This window comes from Burkholderia sp. AU45251 (assembly GCF_030482905.1).
In the GTDB taxonomy this organism is placed as follows: domain Bacteria; phylum Pseudomonadota; class Gammaproteobacteria; order Burkholderiales; family Burkholderiaceae; genus Burkholderia; species Burkholderia aenigmatica.
The window spans coordinates 62,255-88,733 of record NZ_JAUJQH010000018.1 but is presented as its reverse complement, the minus strand read 5'-3'; the positions used below and the strand labels follow the sequence as shown (position 1 = coordinate 88,733).

The 26,479-nt window shown below is 68.3% G+C and carries 27 protein-coding genes; 15 read left to right on the top strand and 12 right to left on the bottom strand.

Going from position 1 to position 26,479, the window contains the following annotated elements:
- Window positions 1-11: 11 nt before the first annotated feature.
- The 7 genes from kdpB to QZM67_RS28080 all read right to left on the bottom strand — a co-directional run bounded on the left by kdpB (window position 12) and on the right by QZM67_RS28080 (window position 6,756).
- Window positions 12-2,123, bottom strand: coding sequence for a potassium-transporting ATPase subunit KdpB (gene kdpB / locus QZM67_RS28110; protein ID WP_301808411.1), 2,112 nt, complete (start codon window positions 2,121-2,123; stop codon window positions 12-14).
- 54 nt (window positions 2,124-2,177) lie between these two features.
- Window positions 2,178-3,983: a potassium-transporting ATPase subunit KdpA gene (kdpA, locus tag QZM67_RS28105; RefSeq protein ID WP_301808408.1), complete on the bottom strand. Its 1,806-nt coding sequence runs from the start codon at window positions 3,981-3,983 to the stop codon at window positions 2,178-2,180.
- Complete coding sequence (gene kdpF, locus QZM67_RS28100; RefSeq protein ID WP_006752209.1) at window positions 3,980-4,072, bottom strand: K(+)-transporting ATPase subunit F; 93 nt, start codon at window positions 4,070-4,072, stop codon at window positions 3,980-3,982. The genes kdpA and kdpF overlap by 4 nt, the downstream gene beginning before the upstream one ends.
- Window positions 4,069-4,191 (bottom strand): hypothetical protein, encoded by a 123-nt coding sequence (locus QZM67_RS28095; protein WP_256093628.1) that lies wholly within the window; start codon window positions 4,189-4,191, stop codon window positions 4,069-4,071. The genes kdpF and QZM67_RS28095 overlap by 4 nt, the downstream gene beginning before the upstream one ends.
- 192 nt (window positions 4,192-4,383) lie before the next feature.
- Window positions 4,384-5,358 (bottom strand): quinone oxidoreductase, encoded by a 975-nt coding sequence (locus QZM67_RS28090; RefSeq protein ID WP_175023690.1) that lies wholly within the window; start codon window positions 5,356-5,358, stop codon window positions 4,384-4,386.
- A 177-nt stretch (window positions 5,359-5,535) separates the two neighbouring features.
- Window positions 5,536-5,928, bottom strand: coding sequence for a methylglyoxal synthase (locus tag QZM67_RS28085; RefSeq protein ID WP_043188929.1), 393 nt, complete (start codon window positions 5,926-5,928; stop codon window positions 5,536-5,538).
- Window positions 5,929-5,976: 48 nt separating this feature from the next.
- Complete coding sequence (locus QZM67_RS28080) at window positions 5,977-6,756, bottom strand: SDR family oxidoreductase (RefSeq protein WP_043188931.1); 780 nt, start codon at window positions 6,754-6,756, stop codon at window positions 5,977-5,979.
- A gap of 230 nt (window positions 6,757-6,986) precedes the next feature.
- Here QZM67_RS28080 and upp point away from each other — a divergent pair, with 230 nt between their 5' ends.
- From upp to QZM67_RS28010, 14 genes are all read left to right on the top strand, one after another.
- Window positions 6,987-7,637: a uracil phosphoribosyltransferase gene (gene upp / locus QZM67_RS28075; protein ID WP_043188934.1), complete on the top strand. Its 651-nt coding sequence runs from the start codon at window positions 6,987-6,989 to the stop codon at window positions 7,635-7,637.
- 217 nt (window positions 7,638-7,854) lie between these two features.
- Window positions 7,855-8,583 (top strand): YebC/PmpR family DNA-binding transcriptional regulator, encoded by a 729-nt coding sequence (locus QZM67_RS28070; RefSeq protein ID WP_011352741.1) that lies wholly within the window; start codon window positions 7,855-7,857, stop codon window positions 8,581-8,583.
- 104 nt (window positions 8,584-8,687) lie between these two features.
- On the top strand, window positions 8,688-9,965 hold the full coding sequence (gene purD, locus QZM67_RS28065) for a phosphoribosylamine--glycine ligase (protein ID WP_175023689.1): 1,278 nt from the start codon (window positions 8,688-8,690) through the stop codon (window positions 9,963-9,965).
- Between the two features lie 117 nt (window positions 9,966-10,082).
- Window positions 10,083-11,006, top strand: a complete 924-nt coding sequence (gene hemF, locus QZM67_RS28060; RefSeq protein WP_175023688.1) for an oxygen-dependent coproporphyrinogen oxidase — start codon at window positions 10,083-10,085, stop codon at window positions 11,004-11,006.
- Window positions 11,007-11,034: 28 nt separating this feature from the next.
- Window positions 11,035-11,736 carry a nicotinate-nucleotide adenylyltransferase gene (locus QZM67_RS28055; protein WP_301808499.1) on the top strand — a complete coding sequence of 234 codons (702 nt, stop codon included), beginning with the start codon at window positions 11,035-11,037 and terminating at the stop codon, window positions 11,734-11,736.
- 4 nt (window positions 11,737-11,740) lie between these two features.
- Window positions 11,741-12,187: a ribosome silencing factor gene (gene rsfS / locus QZM67_RS28050; protein ID WP_043188944.1), complete on the top strand. Its 447-nt coding sequence runs from the start codon at window positions 11,741-11,743 to the stop codon at window positions 12,185-12,187.
- Window positions 12,188-12,212: 25 nt separating this feature from the next.
- Window positions 12,213-12,683, top strand: a complete 471-nt coding sequence (gene rlmH / locus QZM67_RS28045; RefSeq protein ID WP_011352746.1) for a 23S rRNA (pseudouridine(1915)-N(3))-methyltransferase RlmH — start codon at window positions 12,213-12,215, stop codon at window positions 12,681-12,683.
- Between the two features lie 51 nt (window positions 12,684-12,734).
- A complete protein-coding gene (locus QZM67_RS28040; RefSeq protein ID WP_301808401.1) occupies window positions 12,735-13,367 on the top strand; it encodes a nucleoside triphosphate pyrophosphatase in 633 nt (210 codons plus the stop codon).
- A 7-nt stretch (window positions 13,368-13,374) separates the two neighbouring features.
- Window positions 13,375-14,844: a ribonuclease G gene (gene rng, locus QZM67_RS28035; protein WP_043188949.1), complete on the top strand. Its 1,470-nt coding sequence runs from the start codon at window positions 13,375-13,377 to the stop codon at window positions 14,842-14,844.
- A gap of 127 nt (window positions 14,845-14,971) precedes the next feature.
- Window positions 14,972-15,307: a YggL family protein gene (locus QZM67_RS28030; RefSeq protein ID WP_043188955.1), complete on the top strand. Its 336-nt coding sequence runs from the start codon at window positions 14,972-14,974 to the stop codon at window positions 15,305-15,307.
- Window positions 15,308-15,774: 467 nt separating this feature from the next.
- Window positions 15,775-17,004: a collagen-like triple helix repeat-containing protein gene (locus QZM67_RS28025; RefSeq protein ID WP_301808398.1), complete on the top strand. Its 1,230-nt coding sequence runs from the start codon at window positions 15,775-15,777 to the stop codon at window positions 17,002-17,004.
- 368 nt (window positions 17,005-17,372) lie between these two features.
- Window positions 17,373-18,341 carry a PRC-barrel domain-containing protein gene (locus QZM67_RS28020; RefSeq protein WP_301808396.1) on the top strand — a complete coding sequence of 323 codons (969 nt, stop codon included), beginning with the start codon at window positions 17,373-17,375 and terminating at the stop codon, window positions 18,339-18,341.
- Complete coding sequence (locus QZM67_RS28015; RefSeq protein WP_301808393.1) at window positions 18,338-19,606, top strand: MFS transporter; 1,269 nt, start codon at window positions 18,338-18,340, stop codon at window positions 19,604-19,606. The genes QZM67_RS28020 and QZM67_RS28015 overlap by 4 nt, the downstream gene beginning before the upstream one ends.
- A 41-nt stretch (window positions 19,607-19,647) precedes the next feature.
- Window positions 19,648-20,214, top strand: a complete 567-nt coding sequence (locus QZM67_RS28010; RefSeq protein WP_043188968.1) for an aromatic acid exporter family protein — start codon at window positions 19,648-19,650, stop codon at window positions 20,212-20,214.
- 56 nt (window positions 20,215-20,270) lie between these two features.
- Here the strand turns inward: QZM67_RS28010 and QZM67_RS28005 are convergent, their stop codons facing one another.
- Window positions 20,271-20,651 (bottom strand): RcnB family protein, encoded by a 381-nt coding sequence (locus tag QZM67_RS28005; protein ID WP_301808391.1) that lies wholly within the window; start codon window positions 20,649-20,651, stop codon window positions 20,271-20,273.
- 142 nt (window positions 20,652-20,793) lie between these two features.
- Here QZM67_RS28005 and QZM67_RS28000 point away from each other — a divergent pair, with 142 nt between their 5' ends.
- A complete protein-coding gene (locus QZM67_RS28000; protein ID WP_205824196.1) occupies window positions 20,794-21,558 on the top strand; it encodes a glycosyltransferase family 2 protein in 765 nt (254 codons plus the stop codon).
- 21 nt (window positions 21,559-21,579) lie between these two features.
- Here the strand turns inward: QZM67_RS28000 and QZM67_RS27995 are convergent, their stop codons facing one another.
- The 4 genes from QZM67_RS27995 to QZM67_RS27980 form a co-directional block, all read right to left on the bottom strand.
- The gene (locus tag QZM67_RS27995; RefSeq protein ID WP_301808388.1) at window positions 21,580-22,761 is read right to left on the bottom strand and encodes a glycosyltransferase family 9 protein; all 1,182 of its coding nucleotides are present in this window, start codon (window positions 22,759-22,761) and stop codon (window positions 21,580-21,582) included.
- 69 nt (window positions 22,762-22,830) lie between these two features.
- Window positions 22,831-24,069, bottom strand: coding sequence for a glycosyltransferase (locus tag QZM67_RS27990; RefSeq protein WP_301808385.1), 1,239 nt, complete (start codon window positions 24,067-24,069; stop codon window positions 22,831-22,833).
- Entirely contained in the window at window positions 24,066-25,295 is a 1,230-nt protein-coding gene (locus QZM67_RS27985) for an O-antigen ligase (RefSeq protein WP_301808497.1), read from the bottom strand. The genes QZM67_RS27990 and QZM67_RS27985 overlap by 4 nt, the downstream gene beginning before the upstream one ends.
- Window positions 25,296-25,348: 53 nt before the next feature.
- Window positions 25,349-26,479: a glycosyltransferase family 9 protein gene (locus QZM67_RS27980; protein WP_301808494.1), complete on the bottom strand. Its 1,131-nt coding sequence runs from the start codon at window positions 26,477-26,479 to the stop codon at window positions 25,349-25,351.

The window sequence follows — 26,479 nt, the reverse complement described above, 5'->3', positions numbered from 1 at the left end:
GTACGGCCGGCTCAGGCCCAGCCGAGTGCAGCGAGCGTCATGTCGATCAGCTTGATGAACGGGAACGGCAGCAGCACGCCGCCGAGGCCGTACACGAGCAGGTTGCGGCGCAGGAGCGACGCGGCGCCGAGCGGCCGGTACGTGACGCCCTTCAGCGCCAGCGGGATCAGCGCGACGATGATCAGCGCGTTGAAGATCACCGCCGACAGGATCGCGGATGCCGGCGACGTCAGGTGCATGATGTCGAGCACGCGCAGCTGCGGGTACGTCGTCACGAACGCGGCCGGGATGATCGCGAAATACTTCGCGATGTCGTTCGCGATCGAGAACGTCGTCAGCGAACCGCGCGTCATCAGCATCTGCTTGCCGATCTCGACGATCTCGATCAGCTTCGTCGGGTTCGAGTCGAGGTCGACCATGTTGCCGGCTTCCTTCGCCGCCTGCGTACCGGTGTTCATCGCCACGGCGACGTCGGCCTGCGCGAGCGCCGGCGCGTCGTTGGTGCCGTCGCCCGTCATCGCGACGAGGCGCCCTGCGGCCTGGTGCTCGCGGATCGTCGCGAGCTTGGTTTCCGGCGTCGCTTCCGCGAGGAAATCGTCGACCCCCGCTTCCGCCGCGATCGCCGCGGCCGTCAGCCGGTTGTCGCCCGTCACCATCACGGTCTTGATGCCCATCTTGCGCAGTTCCGCGAAGCGCTCCTTGATGCCACCCTTCACGATGTCCTTCAGCTCGATCACGCCGAGCACGCGCGCCGCGCCTTCATGCAGGTCGGCCACGACGAGCGGCGTGCTGCCGCGGCGCGCGACTTCATCGACCGCGCGGCGCACTTCTTCCGGGAAGCGGCTGCCGTGCGTCTCGACGTAGTTGCGGATCGCGTCGGCCGCGCCCTTGCGGATCTCGCGGCCCGGCGCCCCGGAGGAAGTCCCCTTGGGGGACAGGTCGACGCCGCTCATCCGCGTCTGCGCGGAGAAGCCGATGAACGTCGCATGCAGTTGCCCCATGTCGCGCTGGCGAATGTTGAAGCGCTCCTTCGCGAGCACGACGATGCTGCGGCCTTCCGGCGTTTCATCGGCGAGCGACGACAGTTGCGCGGCATCGGCCAGCGCTTCCTCGGTCACGCCCGGCGCCGGCACGAACGTCGATGCCTGACGGTTGCCCAGCGTGATCGTGCCGGTCTTGTCGAGCAGCAGCACGTCGACGTCGCCAGCGGCTTCCACCGCACGGCCCGACGTCGCGATCACGTTCGCCTGCATCATCCGGCTCATCCCGGCCACGCCGATCGCGGACAGCAACCCGCCGATCGTCGTCGGAATCAGGCACACGAGCAGCGCGACGAGCGCGGTGATCGTCACCACGTGGCCGGCCTTCATCGCCTCGACCGAGAACATCGAGAACGGCAGCAGCGTTGCGGTGGCCAGCAGCATCACGATCGTCAGCGCGACGAGCAGGATCGTCAGCGCGATCTCGTTCGGCGTCTTCTTGCGCTTTGCGCCTTCGACCATCGCGATCATCCGGTCGAGGAACGCCTCGCCGGGGTTCGCGGTGACCTTGACGACGATCCAGTCGGACAGCACGCGCGTGCCGCCCGTCACCGACGAGAAGTCGCCGCCCGATTCGCGGATCACCGGCGCGGATTCGCCGGTGATCGCCGATTCGTCGACCGACGCGACGCCATCGACCACCTCGCCGTCGGCCGGGATCACGTCACCCGCTTCGACGAGCACGACGTCGCCCTTGCGCAGTTCGGTCGCGGTCGTGACGCGGATCGGCGACTTCGGATGCGGCTCGTTGAGCTTCTTCGCCATCACGTCTTTCTTCGCGCTGCGCAGCGACGCGGCCTGCGCCTTCGAGCGCCCTTCGGCGAGCGCTTCGGCGAAGTTCGCGAACAGCACGGTGAACCACAGCCACAGCGCGATCGCGAGGATGAAGCCCGCGGGCGCCTCGGCCTGGCCGGCAAGCGCCGCGATCCACAGGATCGTGGTCAGGATGCTGCCGACGTACACGCAGAACATCACCGGATTGCGGAACTGCGTGCGCGGCGTAAGTTTCTTGAACGAGTCCACGATCGCCGGGCGCAGCAGCGCCGGATCGAACATGGACCGTGTTGCGGAATGTTGAGTCATTGCGATCTCTTCAATCTCTTCAGTCTTTTCAATGTGTCGCCATACGGGCGCGCGTTACGCGCCCAGCCACATCATCAGGTGCTCGACGCCGGGGCCGAGCGCAAGCGCCGGCACGTAGGTCAGCGCGCCCACCAGCAGCACGGTGCCGAGCAGCAGCACGACGAACAGCGGACCGTGCGTCGGCAGCGTGCCGCTCGTCACCGCGATGCGCTTCTTCGCGGCGAGCGAGCCGGCGATCGCCAGCACCGGCACGATCGTGCCGAAACGGCCGAACCACATCGCGATCGCGGTCATCCAGTTGTAGAACGGCGTGCCGACCGTCAGGCCCGCGAACGCGCTGCCGTTGTTGTTGGCGGCCGAGCTGAACGCGTACAGGATTTCCGAGAAGCCATGCGGGCCCGGGTTCGCGATGCCGGCCTTGCCCGCATCGGCGAGCACGGCGATCGACGTGCCGACCAGCACCAGCAGCGGCGTGAGCAGCACGACGATCGACACCATCTTCATCTCGTACGACTCGATCTTCTTGCCGACGTATTCCGGCGTGCGGCCGATCATCAGGCCGGCGACGAACACTGCGAGCAGCGCGAACACGAGCATCCCGTAGAGACCGGAGCCGACCCCGCCGTAGATCACTTCGCCGAGCTGCATCAGCAGCATCGGCACGAGGCCGCCGAGCGGCGTCAGCGAATCGTGCATCGTGTCGACCGCGCCGCACGACGCGGCCGTCGTCGCGACCGTGAAGATGCCGGTCTGCGCGATGCCGAAGCGCGTTTCCTTGCCTTCCATGTTGCCGCCCGGCTGCAGCGCGCTCGTCGACTGGTCGACGTGCAGCGCGGCGAGCGTCGGGTTGCCGCCCTGCTCCGCGCTCACCTCGACACCGATCGCGATCGCGAACGCGACCGTCATCGCCGCGAGCACCGCGATGCCCTGCCGGCGGTCGCCGATCACGCGGCCGAACACAAGACACAGCGCGGCCGGGATGATCAGGATCGAGAAGATCTGGACGAAGTTCGCGAACGGCGTCGGGTTCTCGTACGGGTGCGCGGAGTTCGCGTTGAAGAAGCCGCCACCGTTGGTGCCGAGCATCTTGATCGCTTCCTGCGACGCGACCGGGCCCATCGCGAGCGTCTGCTTCGTGAGCTGGGTCGGCACCGTCACCGGGTTGCCCTTGTCGTCCTTCACCGGATTGCCCTGCGCGTCGAGCTTCGGCGCCGCGTAGGTGCTCGTCTGCAGCACCGGCACGTCCTCGTACGCCTTCATGTTCTGGATCACGCCCTGGCTCATCAGCAGCGCGGCGATGACCACCGACATCGGCACGAGCACGTACATCGTCACGCGCGTGAGGTCGACCCAGAAGTTGCCGATCGTCTGCGCGGTATGACGTGCGAAGCCGCGGATCAACGCGATCACGACGACGATGCCGGTTGCGGCCGACAGGAAGTTCTGCACGGTCAGGCCGAGCATCTGCGTCAGGTAGCTGACGGTCTGCTCGGGCGTGTAGTCCTGCCAGTTCGTGTTGGTGACGAAGCTGACGGCCGTATTGAACGCGCCGTCGACCGTCATCGCGCCGAACTGCTGCGGGTTGCCGGGCAGGAAGCCCTGCAGGCGCAGCAGGCCGTAGAGGAACAGCGCGCCGAGCGCGTTGAACGCGATCGTGGCAACCGCGTACTGCTTCCAGTTCATCTCGCTGCCGGCGTCGACGCCGGCGACACGGTACAGCGCGCGCTCGAGTGGCCCGAACACGCGCACGACACGCGAGCTGCCGTCCATCACCGCGGACAGGTAGCGTGCGACCGGAACGGCCGCCGCCAGCAGCACGACGATGAAGAGCACCGTTTGAAAGAGATTGTTCGCGTTCATTCAATGTCCTCCGCGCGCAGCAGCGCAAAGACGAGATACGCGAACAGCAGGGCCGTCGAGGCGCCCGCCAGCCAAAGCATCCAGGTCATGCTCGCCCCCCGCGACCGTATTGCACGAGCTTGTCGCAACCGGCAATCAAACCGAGGATCAGCGCGGTGAAGAGCACCAGTGCGCCGATGAAAACCCCATCCATTTTTCTGTTCTCCATCGTCGAAATCAGACGACTAGAACCTTATGGGAACGCACGTAAAGGACGGGTCAAAGGTATCGGGGCGGGTATAAAAAACGCGTAAACGTGGAATTCGGGGAAGGACGGCGGGAACCGGAAGGCAGGACGGACGGCGCGGCGGCGCCGCCCGGAAAGGCGCGTGCCGGCGTGGCGCCGGCACGAGGGGACGGGTCAGGGAACGAGGATCGTCGAGCCGGTGGTCTTGCGCGCTTCGAGATCTTCATGCGCGCGGGCAACTTCCGCGAGCGGATAGCGCTGGTTGATGCTCGTCTTCACCTTGCCCGACAGCAGCACGTCGAACAGCTCGGCGGCAGCGGATTCGAGATCGGCGCGCTTCGCGATGTACGAGAACAGCGTCGGGCGCGTAAAGAACAGCGAGCCGCGCGACGAGAATTCCTTCGAGTCGATCGGCGGCAGCGGGCCCGACGCATTGCCGAAGCTGACGAACAGCCCGAGCGGCGCGAGGCTGTCGAGCGAGCCGATGTAGGTGTCCTTGCCGATCGAGTCGTAGACGACCGGCACGCCCGCACCGTTCGTGATCTCCTTCACGCGCTGCGTGAAGTTCTCGCGCGTGTAGACGATCGGATGGTCGCAACCGTGCGCCTTCGCGAGCGCGGCTTTCTCGTCGGAGCCGACCGTCCCGATCACGGTCGCGCCGAGCGCCTTCGCCCACTGGCATACGAGCAGGCCGACGCCGCCGGCTGCCGCGTGGATCAGGATCGTGTCGCCGGCCTTCACCGGATACGTGCGGCGCAGCAGGTAGTGCGCGGTCAGGCCCTGCAGCATCACCGACGCCGCGTCGTCGTAGCTGATGCCGTCCGGCAGCTTCACGAGCCGCTCGGCCGGCATCACGCGCTCCTGCGCGTACGCGCCCGGCGGCTGCCCGACGTACGCGACGCGGTCGCCCGCCTTGAGCGCCGTCACGCCTTCGCCGACGGCCGTCACCTCGCCCGCCGCCTCCATCCCGAGACCGCCGGGCAGCGATTGCGGGTAAAGGCCGGTGCGGAAATAGACGTCGATGTAGTTGAGGCCGACCGCATGCTGCCGGATGCGGACTTCACCCGCCTTCGGTTCGCCGACCTCGACATCGACCCACTTCATCACGTCCGGGCCGCCCGGCTGGTCGTATCGGATTGCTTTCGGCATCGTTTCGCTCCTCGTTTCTGATTCGGTCAGGGAAAAATCCGGGTCGCCGATACGCGAACCGGCCGATTCAGGCGGGAACCGGGCAGCAGGCGCGCGTCGCGACGCACGATTCTCGCCCGACGCCGCCAACCGTGCATGGCCCTGCCGCCAGCAGGGGCAATCGGGCGCGAACAGCCCCTAGCAGACGTCCTGCATGTTGCGCGCCAGATCGTCGAGCAGCATCCGCGCGGTGGCGACGTTCGTCGCGACCGGCACGTCGTGCACGTCGCACGCGCGCACGAGCGCGGTGATGTCGGGGTCGTGCGGCTGCGCGGTCATCGGGTCGCGCAGGAACACGACGATGTCGATGCGGCCGTCGGCCAGTTCCGCACCGATCTGCAGATCGCCGCCGAGCGGCCCCGACAGCTTGCGCTCGACCTCGAGCCCGTGCGCGTCCGCGATGCGGCCGCCCGTCGTGCCGGTCGCCACCAGCCGGCATTGCGCGAGCGTCGTGCGGAATTCGCCCGCGAGCGCGACGATCTCGTCTTTCTTCGCGTCGTGCGCAATCAATGCGATGCGGGGTTTGCTCATCTCCAGATCCTTCGTTTGAGGTTGTCGTCGTGAAAGGCGGTGCGCTCGTCAGAACGTGCCCGGATACGCGCCGCCGTCGAGCAGCCAGTTCTGCCCGGTGATGTAGCCGGCATGCACGCTGCACAGGAACGCGCACGCCGCGCCGAATTCCGCACGTGTGCCGAGACGGCCGGCCGGAATGTCCTTCGTGCGCCGCGCGCGCAGCTCGTCGACCGTCACGCCCTGCGCCTTCGCCGACGCGGCGAGCGTGGTCGCGATCCGGTCGGTGTCGAACAGGCCCGGAAGCAGGTTGTTGATCGTCACGCCCTGCCCCGCGACCTTGCGCGACAGCCCCGCGACGAAGCCGGTCAGCCCCGAGCGTGCGCCGTTCGACAGCGCGAGCACGTCGATCGGTGCCTTCACGGCCGAGCTCGTGATGTTGACGATCCGGCCGAAGCCGCGCGCGATCATCCCGTCGAGGGTCGCGCGGATCAGCTCGATCGGCGTCAGCATGTTCGATTCGAGCGCGCGGATCCAGTCGTCGTGCGAGAAGTCGCGGAAGTCGCCGGGCGGCGGCCCGCCGGCATTCGTCACGAGAATGTCCGGCTGCGGGCAGGCGGCGAGCGCGGCCGCGCGCCCGTCCGGCGTCGTGATGTCGCAGGCGACCGAAGTCACCGACACGTTCGCGCCGGCGCGGATCTCCTCCGCGGTTTCCTCCAGCGTGTCGCGCGTGCGCGCGACGATCACGAGGTTCACGCCCTCGGCGGCCAGCGCTTCCGCGCAGCCGCGTCCGAGCCCCTTGCTGGCCGCGCACACGAGCGCGGTCTTTCCTGCGATGCCGAGATCCATCGTCGATTCCTTGGTGGCGACACGCGCCGGCGCGGCCCCGGCGTGCCGGCGCATGGACCCCGGGCGGGTCAGGCGGGCAATCGGGCGGGCGCGGGCGCGCGGATTGTCGTGAGACGTCGATATTATCCGGATCACGCGGCGCGCCTTGGTAAAATTGCGGCCATAAGCGCGCGGCCGGCTTGCGCCCGCCGCCGCCCCCGATCCTCTTTTGCCGCCAAGGCGCCCCCGTCATGAAACAGGACAGCCGTTTCCCGAATCTCTTCATCACCGATCACCCGCTGATCCAGCACAAGCTCACGCACATGCGCGACAAGGACACGTCCACGCGCACGTTCCGCGAGCTGCTGCGCGAAATCACGCTGCTGATGGGTTACGAGATCACCCGCAACCTGCCGATCACGACCAAGCGGGTCGAAACCCCGCTCGTCGAGGTCGACGCGCCGGTGATCGCGGGCAAGAAGCTGGCGATCGTGCCGGTGCTGCGCGCCGGCATCGGGATGTCGGACGGCCTGCTCGACCTGGTTCCGTCCGCACGCGTCGGCCACATCGGCGTGTACCGCGCCGAGGATCACCGCCCGGTCGAGTACCTGGTGCGCCTGCCGGATCTGGAAGACCGCATCTTCATCCTGTGCGACCCGATGGTCGCGACCGGCTACTCGGCCGTGCACGCGGTCGACGTGCTGAAGCGCCGCAACGTGCCGGCCGCGAACATCATGTTCGTCGCGCTGGTCGCCGCGCCCGAAGGCGTGCAGGTGTTCCAGGACGCGCACCCGGACGTGAAGCTGTTCGTCGCGTCGCTCGATTCGCACCTGAACGAGCACGCGTACATCGTGCCGGGCCTCGGCGACGCGGGCGACCGCCTGTTCGGCACCAAGAACTGACGCACCGGCACGCCCGCGCGGCGCGCGGCCTGGCACGCGACGCCTGCCCGGCCGTTCGGCCATGCGCGGCGGCCCCGATCCGGCGGTCGCCGCGTGATAAAATCTCGATCCACTCGACACGCGCGGCCCCGCGGCTTCATGCCCGCCGAAACGGCCGCCGATTCAACGACACATTGAAACAATCGCCCGCGCTGCGCGCCCGGGCACGGAGAAAGGTATGGCTGGTCATTCGAAATGGGCCAACATCAAGCATAAGAAGGCAGCGGCCGACGCGAAGCGCGGCAAGATCTGGACCCGCCTGATCAAGGAAATCCAGGTCGCGGCGCGCCTCGGCGGCGGCGACGTCAACTCGAACCCGCGCCTGCGTCTCGCGGTCGACAAGGCGGCCGACGCGAACATGCCGAAGGACAACGTCAAGCGCGCGATCGATCGCGGCGTCGGCGGCGCGGATGGCGCGAACTACGAGGAAATCCGTTACGAAGGCTACGGCATCAGCGGCGCGGCGATCATCGTCGACACGCTGACCGACAACCGCACCCGCACGGTCGCGGAAGTCCGCCACGCGTTCTCGAAGTTCGGCGGCAACATGGGCACCGACGGCTCGGTCGCGTTCATGTTCGATCACGTCGGCCAGTTCCTGTTCGCACCGGGCACGTCGGAAGACGCGCTGATGGAAGCCGCGCTCGAAGCCGGCGCGAACGACGTGAACACGAACGACGACGGTTCGATCGAAGTGCTGTGCGACTGGCAGGCATTCTCGGCGGTGAAGGACGCGCTCGAAGCCGGCGGCTTCAAGGCCGAACTCGCCGAAGTGACGATGAAGCCGCAGAACGAAGTCGAATTCACCGGCGACGACGCGGCGAAGATGCAGAAGCTCCTGGACGCGCTCGAGAACCTCGACGACGTGCAGGACGTGTATACGAACGCCGTCATCGTCGAGGAATGATGTGCCGGCCGCCGTGCTCCTGTCGCGGCGGCGGCCCGACCGAATCCGCGGCCGGCGCGCCTGAGCGTGCCGGCCGCCCTGTTTTCTAGTCTGCGGGGAATCCCATGAAACTACTCGTCGTCGGTTCCGGCGGCCGCGAACATGCGCTGGCGTGGAAGCTCGCGCAGTCGCCGCGCGTCCAGATGGTCTACGTCGCGCCCGGCAATGGCGGCACGGCGCAGGACGAGCGTCTGAAGAACGTCGACATCACGGCGCTCGACGAACTCGCCGATTTCGCGGAACGCGAAGGCGTCGCGTTCACGCTCGTCGGGCCGGAAGCGCCGCTCGCGGCCGGCATCGTCAACCTGTTCCGCGCACGCGGCCTGAAGGTCTTCGGCCCGACCCGCGAAGCCGCGCAGCTCGAGAGCTCGAAGGATTTCGCGAAGGCGTTCATGAAGCGCCACGGCATCCCGACCGCCGAGTACGAGACGTTCTCCGACGTGGCCGCCGCGCACGCGTACATCGACGCGAAGGGTGCGCCGATCGTCGTGAAGGCCGACGGCCTCGCGGCCGGCAAGGGCGTCGTCGTCGCGATGACGCTGGAAGAAGCACACGAAGCCGTCGACATGATGCTGTCGGGCAACAAGCTCGGCGACGCCGGCGCGCGCGTCGTGATCGAGGAATTCCTCGATGGTGAGGAAGCGAGCTTCATCGTGATGGTCGACGGCAAGCACGCGCTGGCACTGGCATCCAGCCAGGACCACAAGCGCCTGCTGGATGAAGACCGCGGCCCGAACACCGGCGGCATGGGTGCGTACTCCCCTGCCCCGATCGTCACGCCGCAGATGCACGCACGCGTGATGCGCGAGATCATCATGCCGACCGTGCGCGGGATGGAGAAGGACGGCATCCGCTTCACCGGCTTCCTGTATGCGGGCCTGATGATCGACAAGGAAGGCAATCCGCGCACGCTGGAATTCAACTGCCGCATGGGCGACCCGGAAACGCAGCCGATCATGGCGCGCCTGAAGAGCGATTTCTCGAAGGTCGTCGAGCAGGCGATCGCGGGCACGCTCGACACGGTCGAGCTCGACTGGGACCGCCGCACCGCGCTTGGCGTCGTGCTGGCCGCGCACGGTTATCCGGACGCGCCGCGCAAGGGCGACCGCATCAACGGAATCCCGGCCGAAACCGAGCAGGCGGTTACGTTCCACGCGGGCACGACGCTCGACGGCGACAAGCTGACGACGGCCGGCGGCCGCGTGCTGTGCGTGGTCGGCCTCGCCGATTCGGTACGTGAAGCGCAGCAGCATGCGTACGAGACGATCAACCAGATCAATTTCGAAGGCATGCAGTACCGCCGCGACATCGGCTTCCGCGCGCTCAACCGCAAGAGCGCTTAAGTCGCAATCGCCGCCCCGCCCTCGCGCGGCGGCGGCCCCTCTGCCGGGGTTCGATAGAATGCCCGGCAGAAGCTTTTTTTACGGCCCCCGCTTCGGGCGGGGGCACCCAGTCCAGACATGACCGATTCGACCTACGACGTAGCGCGCGTGCGCACGTACCTCCAGGGCCTGCAGACACGCATCGCCGACGCGCTCGGCGCGCTCGACGGCACGCCGCTCGCGACCGACGCATGGCAGCGCGGGCCGGACGAACGCCTGCGCGGCGGCGGCTGCACGCGGATTCTCGAAGGCGGCCGCGTGTTCGAACGCGCGGGGATCGGCTTTTCCGACGTCGCGGGCGATGCGCTGCCGCCGTCGGCGAGCGCGGCGCGCCCGCAGCTCGCGGGCCGCGGTTTCGAGGCGCTCGGCGTGTCGCTGGTGCTGCACCCGCGCAATCCGTACTGCCCGACCGTGCACATGAACGTGCGGATGCTGATCGCGACGAAGCCGGGCGAAGAGCCCGTATTCTGGTTCGGCGGCGGCATGGATCTGACACCGGTTTACGGTTTCGAGGACGACGCCCGGCATTTCCACCAGACCTGCAAGGATGCGCTCGATCCGTTCGGCGTCGAGCTCTACCCGCGCTTCAAGAAATGGTGCGACGAGTATTTCTTCCTGAAGCACCGCAACGAGATGCGCGGCATCGGCGGGATCTTCTTCGACGATTTCTCGGAGCCCGGTTTCGAACGCTCGTTTGACATGATGCAAAGCGTCGGCGACGCGTTCCTGCAGGCCTACCTGCCGATCGTCGAGCGCCGCGCGGAGCTGCCGTACGGCGAGCGCGAGCGCGACTTCCAGGCGTACCGCCGCGGCCGCTACGTCGAATTCAACCTCGTGTTCGACCGCGGCACGTTGTTCGGCCTGCAAAGCGGCGGCCGGACCGAGTCGATCCTGATGTCGATGCCGCCGGTCGCGAACTGGCGCTACAACTGGCAACCCGAACCGGGTTCGCCGGAAGCGCGCCTGTACAGCGACTTCATCGTGCCGCGCGACTGGGTCTGACCCCTGCTTCAAGAGAAAGGACGCGTTTCTGGACACCACCGCCCGCCCCGCCCCGCTGCCGCGTCGTATCGGCCTGCTGGGCGGCACTTTCGACCCGATCCACGACGGCCATCTCGCGCTCGCCCGCCGGTTCGCCGAGCTGCTCGGCCTGACCGAACTCGTGCTGCTGCCCGCCGGGCAGCCGTACCAGAAGCACGACGTGTCGGCCGCCGAGCATCGGCTCGCGATGACGCGCGCGGCCGCCGGCTCGCTGTCCGTGCCGGGCGTGACCGTGACCGTCGCCACCGACGAGATCGACCACACCGGCCCGACCTACACGGTCGAGACGCTCGCGCGCTGGCGCAAGCGGATCGGCCCTGACGCGTCGCTGTCGATGCTGATCGGCGCCGATCAGCTCGTGCGCCTCGACACGTGGCGCGACTGGCGCAAACTGTTCGATTACGCGCACATCTGCGTGTCGACGCGCCCGGGCTTCGACCTCGGCGCGGCGCCGCCGGACGTCGCGCAGGAAATCGCCGCGCGGCAGGCCGGCGCCGACGTGCTGAAGGCCACGCCGGCAGGCCACCTGCTGATCGATACGACCCTTTCGTTCGACATTGCCGCGACCGACATCCGCGCCCACCTGCGCGAATGCATCGCGCGCCATGCGCAAATGCCCGACGCGTCGGCCGAGCATGTGCCGGCCGCCGTATGGGCCTATATTCTTCAACATCGCCTCTACCATTCCTGAATCCATGGATATTCGCAAACTGCAGCGCGTGATCGTCGACGCCCTCGAAGACGTCAAGGCGCAAGACATCAAGGTGTTCAACACCAGCCACCTGACCGAACTGTTCGACCGCGTGGTCGTCGCTTCGGGCACCTCCAACCGCCAGACCAAGGCCCTCGCGTCGAGCGTGCGTGACAAGGTCAAGGAAGCCGGCGGCGACATCGTCAGCTCCGAGGGCGAAGACACCGGCGAATGGGTGCTCGTCGACTGCGGCGACGCGGTCGTGCACATTCTGCAACCGGCCCTGCGCCAGTACTACAACCTCGAGGAAATCTGGGGCGACAAGCCCGTGCGGATGAAGCTCGGCGGCGGCAAGGGGAACGGTTTCGCCACGGCCAGCGAAAGCGACGAGGACGAAGAGGAAGCCGCGCCCGCACGCCCGGCGCGCAAGACGGCCGCCCGCCGCCGTTGAGCCCCGAGTCGTTACGCATCTCCCGATGAAGCTTTTCATCCTTGCGGTCGGCCACAAGATGCCGGGCTGGATTGCATCCGGCTTCGACGAATACACGAAGCGGATGCCGCCCGAGCTGCGCATCGAGTTGCGCGAGATCAAGCCCGAACTGCGTTCGGGCGGCCGCAGCGCCGAAAGCGTGATGGCGGCCGAGCGCCAGAAGATCGAGGCCGCGCTGCCGAAAGGCGCGCGCCTCGTTGCGCTCGACGAGCGCGGCCGCGACTGGACCACGATGCAGCTCGCGCAGGCACTGCCCGGCTGGCAGCAGGACGGCCGCGACGTCGCCTTCGTGATCGGCGGTGCCGACGGGCTCGATCCGGAACTGAAAGCCCGCGCCGACACGCTGCTGCGCATCTCGAGCATGACGCTGCCGCACGGGATGGTGCGGGTGCTGCTCGCCGAACAGCTTTACCGGGCGTGGAGCATCACGCAGAATCACCCCTACCACCGCGCATGACGTGTCGTCCTCGAGACGCGCGACACGCGCGCTCACCGAGATAACGACACCATGCCGTCCAGCACGTCCCCCGCGCTTTTCCCGACTCTTTACCTCGCTTCGCAAAGTCCGCGCCGCCAGGAGCTGCTGCAGCAGATCGGCGTGCGCTTCGAGCTGCTGCTGCCGCGCCCCGACGAGGACGCCGAGGCGCTCGAGGCCGAGCTGCCCGGCGAAACCGCCGATGCCTACGTGCGGCGCGTGACCATCGCGAAGGCCGAGGCTGCGCGTGCGCGCCTCGTCGCGAGCGGCAAGCCCGCCTCGCCGGTGCTGGTCGCCGATACGACCGTCACGATCGACGGCGCGATCCTCGGCAAGCCGGCCGACGCCGACGACGCGCTGGCGATGCTGACGCGCCTCGCGGGCCGCGAACACGCGGTGCTGACCGCCGTCGCGGTGATCGATGCGGACGGCGAACTGCTGCCGCCCGCGCTGTCGCGCTCGTCGGTGCGCTTCGCAACCGCATCGCGCGACGCGTATGCACGCTACGTCGAATCGGGCGAGCCGTTCGGAAAGGCCGGCGCGTATGCGATCCAGGGACGCGCGGCCGAATTCATCGAGCGAATCGACGGTTCCCATTCAGGTATCATGGGTCTGCCCCTTTTTGAGACTGCCGCGCTGCTCCGCACCGCGCGCGTCGCCTTCTGAACCCACCATGAACGAAGAAATCCTGATCAACCTCACGCCGCAGGAAACGCGGGTCGCACTCGTCCAGCAAGGCGCGGTGCAGGAGCTTCACGTCGAGCGCACGCTGTCGCGCGGGCGGGTCGGCAACATCTATCTCGGCAAGGTCGTGCGCGTGCTGCCCGGCATGCAGTCGGCGTTCATCGACATCGGCCTCGAACGTGCGGCGTTCCTGCACGTCGCCGACATCTGGCATCCGCGCCTCGCGGGCGAGCCGCAGTCGGGCGCGCCGCACCAGCCGATCGAGAAGATCGTGTTCGAGGGCCAGACATTGATGGTCCAGGTGATCAAGGATCCGATCGGCACGAAGGGCGCGCGGCTGTCGACCCAGGTCAGCATCGCGGGCCGCACGCTCGTCTATCTGCCGCAGGAGCCGCATATCGGCATCTCGCAGAAGATCGAGAGCGAGGCCGAGCGCGAGGCCGTGCGTGCGCGTCTGACGGCCGTGATCCCGGCGGACGAGAAAGGCGGCTACATCGTGCGCACGATCGCCGAGGATGCCACCTCCGACGAGCTCGCGGGCGACGTCACATACCTGCGCAAGACGTGGGCGACGATCGTCGCGCAGGCGCAGCGGCTGCCGGCGACGAGCCTGCTGTACCAGGATCTCGATCTCGCGCAACGCGTGCTGCGCGATTTCGCGAACGACGACACGACGCGCATCCAGGTCGATTCGCGCGAGACCTACCAGCGCCTCTCGGAATTCGCGGGCGAGTTCACGCCGGCCGTGAGCCCGAAGCTGCACCACTACACCGGCGAGCGGCCGCTGTTCGACCTGTACAACATCGAGACGGAGATCCAGCGCGCGCTGTCGCGCCGCGTCGACCTGAAGTCGGGCGGCTACCTGATGATCGACCAGACCGAAGCGATGACGACGATCGACGTGAACACCGGCGGCTACGTCGGTGCGCGCAACTTCGACGACACGATCTTCAAGACCAACCTCGAGGCCGCGCACACGATCGCGCGGCAGCTGCGGCTGCGCAACCTGGGCGGGATCATCATCATCGACTTCATCGACATGGAGAACGCCGAGCATCGCGACGCGGTGTTGTCCGAGTTGAAGAAGGCGCTGTCGCGCGACCGCACGCGCGTGACGGTCAACGGCTTCTCGCAGCTCGGGCTCGTCGAGATGACGCGCAAGCGCACGCGCGAATCGCTCGCGCACGTGCTGTGCGAGCCGTGCCCGACCTGCCAGGGCAAGGGCCAGGTGAAGACGTCGCGCACCGTGTGCTACGACATCCTGCGCGAGATCCTGCGCGAGTCGCGGCAGTTCAACCCGCGCGAATTCCGCGTGATCGCCGCGCAACAGGTGATCGACCTGTTCCTCGACGAGGAATCGCAGCATCTCGCGATGCTGATCGACTTCATCGGCAAGCCGGTGTCGCTGCAGGTCGAGTCGAACCTGAGCCAGGAGCAGTACGATATCGTGCTGATGTAACGTTCCGTCCATCCGCCGCCGGCATCGCCGCGCGGCGCTTCGATGCGGCACCCGGGTCGCCCGCGCATGTCGCGCCGGCACCCGCCGCCGCCCTTTCACCCTCCCCTTTTCGCATTCACCACACACCATGAGCCAAGGCCACAACCGCCGCCAGCGCAAGAAACTCCACATCGGCGAATTCCAGGAACTCGCGTTCAACGCCACCGCGCATTACCGCAACGAAATGACCGACCTCGAGCGCGGCGAACTGATCGACGCGTTCATCGACTTCGTCGAAGCGAACGGGCTGCTGACCGTCGCGTCGGCGGACGAAGGCATCGGCGCTTACGTGATTTCCGGCGCGCCGCGCGGCACGACGACCGACGCCGATCGCGAGCTCGTGCGCGGCTGGCTGGCCGCACGGCCGGAACTGTCCGACGTCAAGGTCAGCGAATTCAGCGACGCGTGGTATCCGGAAGCCTGAGTTTCCGGTTTCATCGCCCCTCCCGCAGCGCCCGCGCCTGCCCGCCGCCACGGCGGGCCAGGCCGGCGCGGCACCTCCCTCCGCCCCCCTTCGCCAACGCGCGACACCGCGCCAGCGGCACCCACTCACACGATTCGCGCCGCGTCGACAGTGATTACCCCGATTTCCGCAGTGAATCGGACGCTTACTTCAATTTAACGATCATTAAAAGACGGCTCGCATCGGCGGATCTACTCTGATCGCCAGGAATCCGGTGTTTTCCGGCGCGATCGGCAAGCAAGACGAAAGAATGCAAACCGCCCGCCCGACAGGTGTTCCGGATTCCGATACAGGCGAAAACGCGACACGGCGACAGGTCAATCAGGGAGACAACCAACAATGCGCCAGCCGCTTCCCCATCGCAGCGACGACACATCGGCGCACGCGAAGGCCGCCTGACCCCACTCTCCAATGAATACGAGGAAGACATGGATACGCCGATCACCCATCAGGCAGGACTCCGAATGATCATGATTGCGGCTGGCGTCGCAGCGCTGATGTCGCTGTCCGCGTGCGGCGGCTCCGGCTCGCTGAGCCAGGGCACCGGCGGCGCAGGATCGGGTTCGGGCGACACGACGGCCACGACCGGCGGCACGAGCAACGGCTCGGGCAGCGGTTCCGGCAGCGGCTCGACCGTCGGCAGCACGGGCAGCGGCAGCGGTTCGGGCACCGGCTCGGCGGGCAGCGGCGCATCCGCCAACGCGCTCGGCCAGACGATCGACTCGTCGAGCAACATCGTGACGGCCGCGGGCGGCGCGGTATCCGGCGTCGGCACGACGATCGCCGGCCAGTCGCTGCCCGGCACCAATGCGTCGACCACGCAAGGTCTCGGCACGGTCGTGCAGGATGCCGGCGCGGCCGTCACGTCGCTCGGCACCGGCCTCGGCTCGGGGCTCGGCCAGCTCGGCGCGTCGTCGAACCCGGTCGGCACGACGGTCGCGAGCACCGGCGGCGTGGTCACCAACCTCGGCAACGCGGTAGCCGCGACCGGCGGCGTCGTGTCGAGTCTCGGCGCCAGCGGTTCGGCGCTGGCACCGCTCGCGCCCGTCACATCGCCGGTCGGCAGCGCGATCACGACGCTGGGCAACACGCTCGCCGGCGGCGGCGCGACGCTCGGCACTCAGCTGTCCACCGGCCCGGTCGCGCAGATCACGGGCGCCGCCAGCTCGGCGATCACGCCGATCACGTCGACGGTCGGCTCGGTCACGCAGACCGTCGCGTCGAGCACGCCGCTCGGCGCGCCGCTCACGAACCTCGTGACGACGGTCGGCAACGGCGTCGCGAACGCCGGCACGACGATCGCGAAAACCGGCGGGAATCCGGTGACGACCGGCGTCGGCAACGTCGTGACTGCGACCGGCAACACGGTGGCCACCGCCGGCACGACGCTGCTGGGCGGCGGTGGCGCCGCGACGAGTCCGCTCGCGCCGGTCACGGGGCTTTTGTCGACGGGCGCACTCAGCGGCGCGACGGGCGGCAGCAACCCGGCCGGTGCGCTTACGTCGGCGGTCGGCACCGTGACGGGAGCGGTGTCGGGCGCGGCCGGCGGCTCGCCCGTCGCGGGGCTGACGGCCGGAAGCGGCAGCGGCGCGCTCTCGAAGACCGGCGGCGGCGTGCTCGCGCCCGTAACGACGACGCTCGGCGCGCTGGTCAAATAAGCGGCCGGCAGGTACGGCGCCCGCATCGTCGACGATGATCGGGCGCCGTGCCTCTGCCTCTGCCTCTGCCTCTGCCTCTGCCTCTGCCTCTGCCTCTGCCTCTGCCTCTGCCTCTGCCTCTGCCTCTGCCTCTGCCTCTGCCTCTGCCTCTGCCTCTGCGGAAGCCTCAACCTCGACCCGCATCTGCCCGCTTCCCCCTCCCCGCGATCCCTACCTTTTCCCGACAGTTCGCCTCCAGCAAGCCATCGAAATCGGTCCTGAAAGCAAGACACGTTAAAATCTCACCTCGCGTGGTGCGCCGCCCGCACCCGCCATCCATCGCCAGCCGCGTGCCCTCGGGCCGCCCCCGACCCATGGAGTGAGTGTCAATGAGCGGCGGACTTCCGTTTCCCGCATCCCGCAAGTCGTTTCCGTCCTCGACGGTCTTCCTGATTCTCGCCGCCGCCGCGCTGCTGTCCGGCTGCGGGCTGCTGCCGGTCCAGAATCCGCCGGCGCCGATCAGCGAGGCGCTCGTCGAGCCCGTCGAGGAAACCGCCGGCGAACCGCTGACGATGCCGCCCATGCCGGCCCCAACGCGCCCGGAGGAACCGGAAGCGCCGAAGAAGCCGCACCACGAAGTCACGCGGCCGAAGCCCGTGCAGCGGCCCGAATCGCCGACACCGCCGCCGCCTCCGCCCGCGCCGATCGTCGCGACGCGCCCGCTCGACCGCACCCAGATCCATGCGCTGCTCGACAGCGAAGTGGCGCGACGCAACGGCAAAGTGATCGGCCGCGCGGTCGACATGGTGACCGACGCGAGCGGCAAGCCGCGCGAGATGATCGTCAACCTGCAGGGCTTCATGGGCGTCGGCGACCGCAAGGTCATCTTCCCGTGGAACGTGTTCCGCTTCACCCCGGGCGGCAAACAGGAGCCGATCGTGCTCGACGTGCCGTCGGGCGACCTGCCGCCGGCCGCACGGCCCAAGGCCGTGCCGCTGTCGGGTTCGGCTGCGGCCTCGCCCGCAACGAGACTCGCGCTGCTCGACAGCGACGTCGAGCGCCCGAACGGCACGAAGATCGGCCGCGTCGTCGACGTGCTGATCGATCGCGCCGCGCAGCCGCAGGCTGTCGTGCTCGACCTCGGCGGCCTCGTCAACACCGACCGCCGTTCGATCGCCGCGAGCTGGGGCGCGCTGCGCTTCGTCACGCGCGACAAGGCGCTGCGCCCGCAGCTCGACCTGAACGACGCACAGATCAAGGCGTCGCCGCCCTACGCGGCCGACAAGCCGATCGTCGCGGTCTACCCGCCCGTTACCCCGGCACCGATGCCGGCTTCGTCTGCGAGTGCGACCCGATGACGATCAAGCATTCCGTCAGCGTACGCAGTCTCCGGTCCCTCGACTGGCTCAACTTCTTCGTTGCAAACGTTCAAACAGGGTTCGGTCCGTTCATCGCGTCCTACCTCGCGTCGCACAAGTGGACGCAGGGCGAGATCGGCATGGTGCTGTCGATCGGCACGATCAGCGCGATGGTCAGCCAGGTGCCGGGCGGCGCGGCCGTCGACGCGCTGAAGAACAAGAAAGGCGCGGCCGCGTGGGCCATCGCGGCGATCATCCTGTCGGCGGTGCTGCTCGCGTCGAGCCCGACGATCGTGCCGGTGATCGCCGCCGAGGTGTTCCACGGCTTCGCAAGCTGCATGCTCGTGCCGGCCATGGCCGCGATCTCGTTCTCGCTCGTCGGCCGCGCCGACCTCGGCGACCGGCTCGGCCGCAACGCACGCTGGGCGTCGATCGGCAGCGCAGTCGCGGCGGGCCTGATGGGACTCACCGGCGAATACTTCTCCGCGCGAGCAGTGTTCTGGCTGACCGCCGTGCTGGCGCTGCCCGCGCTGTTCGCGCTCGCGATGATCCAGCCGACGCACGAGGTGATTCCGCAGTCGTCGAAGCCCGACGAGCACGACAACCACGACGAAGCCGGCGAACGCGAAACGCTGCTCGAACTGCTGCGCGACCGCCGGATGCTGATCTTCGCGGCGTGCGTGGTGCTGTTCCACCTGTCGAACGCGGCGATGCTGAACCTCGCGGCCGGCGAAGTCACGGCCGGGATGGGCGAGAACGTGCAGCTCGTGATCGCCGCGTGCATCATCGTGCCGCAGGCGATCGTCGCGATGCTGTCGCCGTGGGTCGGCCGCTCCGCGCAACGCTGGGGGCGCCGGCCAATCCTGCTGCTCGGCTTCTCGGCACTGCCGGTGCGCGCGCTGCTGTTCGCCGGCGTGAGCAGCCCGTACCTGCTGGTGCCCGTGCAGATGCTCGACGGCATCAGCGCGGCGGTGTTCGGCGTGATGCTGCCGCTGATCGCGGCCGACGTCGCGGGCGGCAAGGGTCGCTACAACCTGTGCATCGGGCTGTTCGGGCTCGCGGCCGGGATTGGCGCGACACTCAGCACGGCCGCGGCCGGCTACGTCGCCGATCACTTCGGCAACGCGGTCAGCTTCTTCGGGCTTGCCGCCGCGGGCGCGCTCGCGGTATTGCTGGTCTGGCTCGTGATGCCGGAAACACGCGTCGAGAACGGCGACGCGGCCGCCGACGAACGGGCCGCCGCCTCGCCCGAACAGGCGCACTGAGGCCCGCGCGCCACCGTTACCCGCTTCTTGGCCAACGCATGATGGATACGATCAGGACACTCAACGAAGCCCGCCAGCAGATCCAGCAGTCGATCTTCGATCTGTTCAAAGGGCTGTCATTCAGCGAGCGGCTCGCGCAAGGCGGGCTGATGGCGCTGCAGGCCGTGTGCGGCGCGTGCCTCGCGTATGTGATCGGCCGCGCACTGCACACCGAGCAGGCCGTATGGGCGGCGATCACCGCGATCGCCGTGACGCAGCACAACTACTCGGACACGATGTCGCTGTCGCGCGACCAGTTCATCGGTGCGATGGTCGGCGGCGTGCTCGGCTTCGCCGGCGCGGCGCTCGGCGGCGACCGCCTGGTCGCGTATGCGATCACCGTCGCGGTCGTGATCGTCTGCTGCTGGTGTCTGAACGTGGGCAGCGCGGCACGGCTCGGCGGCGTGACCGCGACGATCGTGCTGCTGTTTCCGGGCAACGGCCCGCTGTGGGACATTCCGCTGATGCGGCTCGGCGAAGTGACGCTCGGCACCGTGTGCGCGCTGGGCGTGTGCTGGATGATGGCGCAGATCGAGCGCCGCTGGTTTCGCCGCGCAGCGGCAAAGTAACGCGGCTGCCCGGCACGCATCGCGGCATCGCGATACGTACCGGGCGATCGGCAGGATCAGTCGCCGATTCTCAGCACGATGCCGGAGCCGATCTGCACCAGCAGGTGATCGCCGCCGACGCCGACCCATTGATAGCCGCGCGGCGGCTGGCTCAGGTGATAGCCGCGCCAGTCGTCGATCACGTACTGGCGATCACGGAATTCGGGGGGCAGCCGGTCGCCCTTGTGCCACTCGCGGCGCGGCTGGTCGGCCCAGCGCGGCGGTACGTCTTCAACGCGGCCGGACCCTTTGCGCATGTCGTGCTTGTCATGACCGTACGCATGGCCATTGCCATGATCGCGCACCTGGTCGTCCTGTTGTGCACTGGCTAACGTCGGCGCCGCCAACGCGGCGGCCACGAACAAAACGGCAAGAATCGGGTGCTTTGTTACCATCATCCACCTCCCGTCGAACCGTCGGCGCCGGGATGACGCCGCGGCCGTACAAGGCTAGCACACCTCGCCAGGCCCGCCAGTCGCGCGGCTTCACGCACGAGGCAGCGGGTATACTCTCGCTCACCTTCGATCCGTACGATTTTTCATGGCTGAACCTACGCTCGGCGTCGCCATCATCGCCCACAACGCGGCCCGCCGGCTCGCACAGTGCCTCGACGCACTCGCCTTCGCGGACGACATCGTCGTCGTCGACGGCGGCAGCACCGACGACACCGTCGAGATCGCCCGCGCGCACGGCGCTCGGGTGATCGTCGCCGCCGACTGGCCGGGCTTCGGCCCGCAGAAGAATCGCGCACTCGCGGCACTGTCGACCGACTGGGTGCTGTCGATCGACACCGACGAAGTCGTGTCGGACGAACTGGCCGCATCGATCCGCGCGGCGCTGCGCGCGCCGCAGGCCGACATCTATGCCATCGACCGGCTGTCGGCCTTCTGCGGGCGCTGGGTACACCATAGCGGCTGGTACCCGGACTGGATTCCGCGTCTGTTCCGGCGCAGCGCGGCGCGCTTCTCCGACGACCTCGTCCACGAGCGCCTCGTGTACGACGGCCCTGCCGCACGACTCGACGGCAAGCTGCTCCACTATTCGTACGACGACATCGAATCGGTATTGCGAAAGCTCGACGCGTACTCGAGCGCCGGCGCACGCCAGCGGCGCGCGGCCGGCGAACGCGCCGGCATCGGCAAGGCCATCCGGCGGGGCTTGTGGGCATTCGTCCGCACCTACTTGCTGCGGCGCGGGTTCCTCGACGGCCGGGCGGGATTCATGATCGCGGTATTCAACGCGGAAACGGTCTACTACCGCTTCCTGAAGCTGGCGCACGACAGTACGCCGCCGTCCGGCCGCTGAAGCCGGACGCCTCGCGATCCTTCAGCGGTCGCGCGTCAGCGACGATGTGTCGATGACCGACGTACGCGGCGCCTCGACGGCCGGCCGGCCATCGACGAGCGCCGCCGCGACCTCGATCACACGCTGCGACGAGAGCTCCGTCAGGCAGCGGCTCCAGCTTTCCAGGTGGCGATCGCACCCTTCGAGCTTGCACGGCACGCAGTCGCCCTCGCCCTGCATCAGGTACACGTTGCCGCGCTGACCGGACCCGCGCAGCGGCCACGGCTCGTCGTGCGCCGGCCAGTTCGCCGGCCACGGACCCCAGCGCACCGGATTGGAAGGTCCGAACAGCGCGAGGGTCGGCGTGCCGCATGCCGCGGCGACGTGGGTTGCGCCGGTATCGGGCCCGACGAACAGGCGCGCGCGACGAATCAGTTCCGCCGTTTCGCCGAACGTCAGGCGTCCGACAAAATTGGCGACCGGCTCCTGCGCCGCGTCGACGATGCGGCGCGCATAGTCTGCCTCCGCAGGCGCCGGGCCGCCGGTCAGCGCGACGTCGAAGCCGCGCCCGCGTGCCCAGCGGATCAGGTCGACCCAGCCGTCCTCATGCCATTGCTTGTAGCGGAACATCGGCGACGGATGCAGCACGATAAACGGCCGCTCGCCGGACAACCCGCCCGGGGCGTGCAGCATCGCGTCGAACCGGGCCACGCGCTCGGGATCGGCGCCGATACCCGGTGCGACGACCTCCGCGCAGGGCGTCACGCCGAGCGCCTCGGCGATCGCAAGACTGCTCGTCACGGTATGCACGTCGCCGTGGCGATCAAGTGCGATGCCGTCGAGCATGAAGCGGATCAGCCTCGTCACGCGCGCGGGATCGACGAGCCCGACGCGCCGGCGGCCGCCGAACCACGCATAGAAGCGCGCCCGGTCGGAGCCGATCGCCGCACAGGCGAGATCGTAGCGACGCCAGACACGCAGTGCGTCGGCGAGGCGCTCGCGCGGCTTCGCGCGCTGCGCGACGACGATCACGCGACGGATGTCGGGGTTGTGCTCGAGCACGCCCTCGGTCCCCTTGAACACGATCATGTCGATCTGCGCATCGGGCCAGCGGCGTTTCAGCGAGCGGACGAGCGGCGTGGCCAGCAATACGTCGCCGATCCGGCGCGTACAGGAAACGAGAATGCTGCGTGGCGGCGTATCGAGCCTGAGGGGAACGGTCACGGTAGGAACGGTCTGGGAACAGCTTGTCATTCTAGCGAAATCGCTGCAAAACGAAGCACGCGGCGCATCTCAGCGCGGCGCGCACAGCGCCTCGGCGAGCGCCGCCATGCGCCCGCTCGCCGCCGGCACGTCGAAGCCGGCGATCTTGTCGGACGCGCGCTGCACCAGCGCGGCGCGCAGCGTCGCGTCGGTCGACACGCGCTCGAGCGCGACCGACATCGCGTCGACGTCCCCGACCGGCACGAGCAACCCCGCGTCGCCCCCGTCCAGCAGATCATGCGGCCCGGTCGGGCAATCCGTCGAAACGACCGGCGTACCGAGCGCCATCGCCTCGCCCAGCACCATGCCGAATCCTTCGTAGCGACTGCTCAGCACCAGCGCATCGGCCGCCCGCACGTACGGGAACGGATTCGCACAATAGCCGACGAAATGGACGGCGTCGCGAACGCCCAGCTCGACCGCGAGCCGTTCGAGCATCGCGCGATCCGGGCCGTCTCCGACCAGCACCAGCGCTGCGGCATCGGGCCGGCGCGCACGCCATTGCGCATACGCACGCAGCAGCGTGCGGTGATCCTTTTGCCCTTCGTCGAGCCGGGCAACCGACACGACGAACCGGCCGGCCGGCCGCTCGAATTCGGCATCGGCGTGGCGACGGATCGCGTTCACGTCGATCACGTTCGGCAGATCGGCGATCCGCACACCCGACCCCGCGAAGATCTCCTCGGCCTCGCGCCGCATCGCGGGCGTGAGCATCGCGATCGCCGCATAGCGCGAATACTGTCGCGTGCGCCGCGCCATGTACGCGCGGCTCTTGTTGCCGAAGCGCGCGACGAAGCTGTAATGGCTCACGCCGAACCAGGGCGCAGCGCCGCGACCGGCGATCCGCCGCAGCGAGAAGTCGAAATCGCAGACGACGTCGAAGTCGGCCGCCAACCGCAGGAAGCGACGCGCGACGAGCGAGCGGATCGCCGCGTGCGTCATCAGCTTGTGCATCAGCTTCTCGCCGAAGCGCAACCGGCGGCGGCGCTCGACCTGATGCAGGACATGCGACCAGCGCGCGTGCGCCAGCACGTGGACCGGCACGTCGGCGGGAATCGCGCCGCTGCGTCGCAGCGCATCGAGATCGTCGGTCGGAAAGGCAACCGACAACGCGGGCGCGAACTGGCGGCGGTCCAGCGCGTTCAGCCATGAAACCAGCGCGGTTTCGGTGCCGCCCCGCCCGAAGTCGTCGATATGGAACAGCAACCGCACCGGCTTGCCGTCCGCGCTCGGCGTGGCCGCTTGCGCGCGGCTCCGCACGGTGCTCACGAGCCGCTCCCCGGCTGCGCCCGGCGCACGCCGGCGCGTCGCTCGCCATACCCGAGCAGCAGCCCGGCAAATGCCCAGAATGCGAGGATCGTCGTCTGCCACATGAAATCGTCCACCAGGTTCTTCGTGACCATGCCGGCGACGAGCGCGATGCCGCCCGCCGCGATCGACGGTTCAACGTGCCTCAAGCGCCAGAATGCGACGACGAGCGTCGCCAGCAACAGCACCTGCAGCGCCAGGCCGATGCGCCCGGCCTGCAGCCACGTGTTCAGGAAAAGATTGTGTGCGTGCGTGAGCGCCTGCGGTTCGAGTGCCAGCAACTCCGGCGGCATCTCGCTGCGGTAAGCCATGCCCGGCAGCGGTTTGCCGAAACCGATGCCGATCCATTCGTGGCGGCTGCCCTGCTCTTCGTAGAACTTCCACAGCTTCGGCCGCGTGTCCGACGACAACGTGTCGCCGACCCCGGTCATGCCCGGCGGCACATAGAGCCGTACACCGGCAATCGAGATGTCGCGCGACGCGGCCAGCGGCGGCGGCGCATCGTGATAGCGCAGTCGTGCGCTGATTTCGAGGGTGCCGACGGCCCCGACACCGACGACGGCCACAGCCAGCACCGCCAGCAGCAGATGGTGCCGGTACAGCGGGAACAGGCCGATCAGCAACGTGACTGCGGCGGCCGGCCAGAAGAAGCGGTTGAGGGTGGCAAGCCCGACCATCACGCACAGCACGATGCCCGTCACGCCGGCCCAGCGCCAGCCGCGTTTCGACACGAAGAACGCACAGAACAGCGCCATCGCAAACGCGGCGAGCGTACTCGTATGGCCGACTCGCGCATAAAAGCGCATCGGGATGGTCAAGGGGGTCGGCGGCTGCAGCTTGCCCCAGTAGATCACGCTGATCGCGGCGAGCAGCGCACACGCAAGCCACACGGCCAGGGTGATGCGTTCCGCGCGTTCGACCCGCGTGCCGAACAACCAGAAGCCCCAGAACGACAGCAGCGGATACACGACCTCGTCGAACCACGCGTGCCTGCTGACGTCCGGAAACATCGACCAGCGCACGGCGGCAAAACTCCACGCCGCCCAGGCGACGATCGGGACGAACAACGGCCACCGGAACAATGCCGGCCGCCCGCGCGCGCAGGCGGCCGCGACCAGCGCGATACCGATCAGCGCCATGCTGCTGTTCACGAACGCCGCCAGGTGCCCGAACATGACCGCGAACATCAGGACGGGGCAGCCAATCCATAAAAGACGCTCGATACGCGCCGTAGTAACAGTCATCGAACTTGCACCAGAACTTGTTGCAGCGCATTGCGCACCGCGTCTACCGACAGCCCGCTCATACACGCCGCGCAGCCGTCATGCCACGCGACGCACGTCGTGGCGTCGCGGTCACATCGCCGGACCCACCGAACGTGGCGCCGGAAAATATAGGGTTGATCGCGGCACGGCATGTCCGCAATCGTCACGGCGACGAACGGAACGTCGCGCCAATAGCGCCCGGCACCGTGGACAACCGCGCTGCCGGGCCCGAACAGCGCGACGGTCGGCACGCCGATCAATCGCGCGAGATGCGCGACGCCCGTATCGGGGCAGACGACCGCGCGTGCGGCCGCATACAGGTGCCAGAGATCCGCGAGGCCGAGTTTCCCGGCAAAGTTCGACTGCCCGGCGTGCGGCCCGATCTCGTCGATCAGTTCGGCTTCGCTCTTGCCGCCGCTCCACACCACCCGATGGCCGGCCGCCTCGATGTCGGCCGCCAGGTCGCGCCAGCGCTCGACCGGCCAGCGCTTGACCAGCGTGCTCGCGCCCGGATGCAGCACCACGTACGGCCGCTCGCGAAGCACCGCGGGCAGCTCGGTGCTCGCGGCCGGCGCCGGCCAGTCACCCGGCCGGTACGTGCGCGGCGACGGACCGTCGATCAGGTCGGCGGTCAGATCCCCCCATGCGGCGGGCTCGTCGGGATAGGGGCGGCACTCGTCGACCGGCCAGTTCTTCCAGGCCGGAGAATCGCCGTCATGCGCGACGATCCAGCGGCACCCCGCGCCGAGCGCGAGCCAGCTGTGGCGGTTGTCCGCCGCAACGATGCCGAGATCGTAAGGCCCCGACGCCAGCAGCCGGCGCACCGACACGGGATCGCGCGGATCGAAGGCCAATGCCTCTACGCCAAACGGTTCGCCGGTGTACAGCGGTGCAACCGCCTTCGGACATGCGAGCACGATGCGCGCGGCGGGATGCTGTTCGCGCAACTTCGCCAGCAACGGTGTCAGCAACAGCGTATCGCCGAGCAGCAGGTGATGCGCGACGAAAATGCTCGCCGGCTGCAAGGGCCTGCGCCGCAGCGGCTTGAACAGCAATCTCGGCAGAGCCCGCGCGAAGATGTGGATACGTCCGGGAAAACGGCTCAT

Excerpts from the sequence above, each read along its gene's own strand:
- purD (WP_175023689.1), top strand. The coding sequence starts at position 8,688 with ATGAAACTACTCGTCGTCGGTTCCGGCGGCCGCGAACATGCGCTGGCG.
- QZM67_RS28010 (WP_043188968.1), top strand. The coding sequence starts at position 19,648 with ATGGATACGATCAGGACACTCAACGAAGCCCGCCAGCAGATCCAGCAG.
- upp (WP_043188934.1), top strand. The coding sequence starts at position 6,987 with ATGAAACAGGACAGCCGTTTCCCGAATCTCTTCATCACCGATCACCCG.
- QZM67_RS28025 (WP_301808398.1), top strand. The coding sequence starts at position 15,775 with ATGGATACGCCGATCACCCATCAGGCAGGACTCCGAATGATCATGATT.
- kdpF (WP_006752209.1), bottom strand. The coding sequence starts at position 4,072 with ATGACCTGGATGCTTTGGCTGGCGGGCGCCTCGACGGCCCTGCTGTTC.
- kdpB (WP_301808411.1), bottom strand. The coding sequence starts at position 2,123 with ATGACTCAACATTCCGCAACACGGTCCATGTTCGATCCGGCGCTGCTG.
- QZM67_RS28020 (WP_301808396.1), top strand. The coding sequence starts at position 17,373 with ATGAGCGGCGGACTTCCGTTTCCCGCATCCCGCAAGTCGTTTCCGTCC.
- QZM67_RS28095 (WP_256093628.1), bottom strand. The coding sequence starts at position 4,191 with ATGGAGAACAGAAAAATGGATGGGGTTTTCATCGGCGCACTGGTGCTC.
- rng (WP_043188949.1), top strand. The coding sequence starts at position 13,375 with ATGAACGAAGAAATCCTGATCAACCTCACGCCGCAGGAAACGCGGGTC.
- QZM67_RS28000 (WP_205824196.1), top strand. The coding sequence starts at position 20,794 with ATGGCTGAACCTACGCTCGGCGTCGCCATCATCGCCCACAACGCGGCC.
- QZM67_RS28085 (WP_043188929.1), bottom strand. The coding sequence starts at position 5,928 with ATGAGCAAACCCCGCATCGCATTGATTGCGCACGACGCGAAGAAAGAC.
- QZM67_RS28030 (WP_043188955.1), top strand. The coding sequence starts at position 14,972 with ATGAGCCAAGGCCACAACCGCCGCCAGCGCAAGAAACTCCACATCGGC.
- QZM67_RS28070 (WP_011352741.1), top strand. The coding sequence starts at position 7,855 with ATGGCTGGTCATTCGAAATGGGCCAACATCAAGCATAAGAAGGCAGCG.
- kdpA (WP_301808408.1), bottom strand. The coding sequence starts at position 3,983 with ATGAACGCGAACAATCTCTTTCAAACGGTGCTCTTCATCGTCGTGCTG.
- QZM67_RS27985 (WP_301808497.1), bottom strand. The coding sequence starts at position 25,295 with ATGTTCGCGGTCATGTTCGGGCACCTGGCGGCGTTCGTGAACAGCAGC.
- hemF (WP_175023688.1), top strand. The coding sequence starts at position 10,083 with ATGACCGATTCGACCTACGACGTAGCGCGCGTGCGCACGTACCTCCAG.
- QZM67_RS28080 (WP_043188931.1), bottom strand. The coding sequence starts at position 6,756 with ATGGATCTCGGCATCGCAGGAAAGACCGCGCTCGTGTGCGCGGCCAGC.
- QZM67_RS28090 (WP_175023690.1), bottom strand. The coding sequence starts at position 5,358 with ATGCCGAAAGCAATCCGATACGACCAGCCGGGCGGCCCGGACGTGATG.
- rsfS (WP_043188944.1), top strand. The coding sequence starts at position 11,741 with ATGGATATTCGCAAACTGCAGCGCGTGATCGTCGACGCCCTCGAAGAC.
- QZM67_RS28005 (WP_301808391.1), bottom strand. The coding sequence starts at position 20,651 with ATGATGGTAACAAAGCACCCGATTCTTGCCGTTTTGTTCGTGGCCGCC.
- QZM67_RS27980 (WP_301808494.1), bottom strand. The coding sequence starts at position 26,479 with ATGAGCCGTTTTCCCGGACGTATCCACATCTTCGCGCGGGCTCTGCCG.
- rlmH (WP_011352746.1), top strand. The coding sequence starts at position 12,213 with ATGAAGCTTTTCATCCTTGCGGTCGGCCACAAGATGCCGGGCTGGATT.
- QZM67_RS28040 (WP_301808401.1), top strand. The coding sequence starts at position 12,735 with ATGCCGTCCAGCACGTCCCCCGCGCTTTTCCCGACTCTTTACCTCGCT.
- QZM67_RS28015 (WP_301808393.1), top strand. The coding sequence starts at position 18,338 with ATGACGATCAAGCATTCCGTCAGCGTACGCAGTCTCCGGTCCCTCGAC.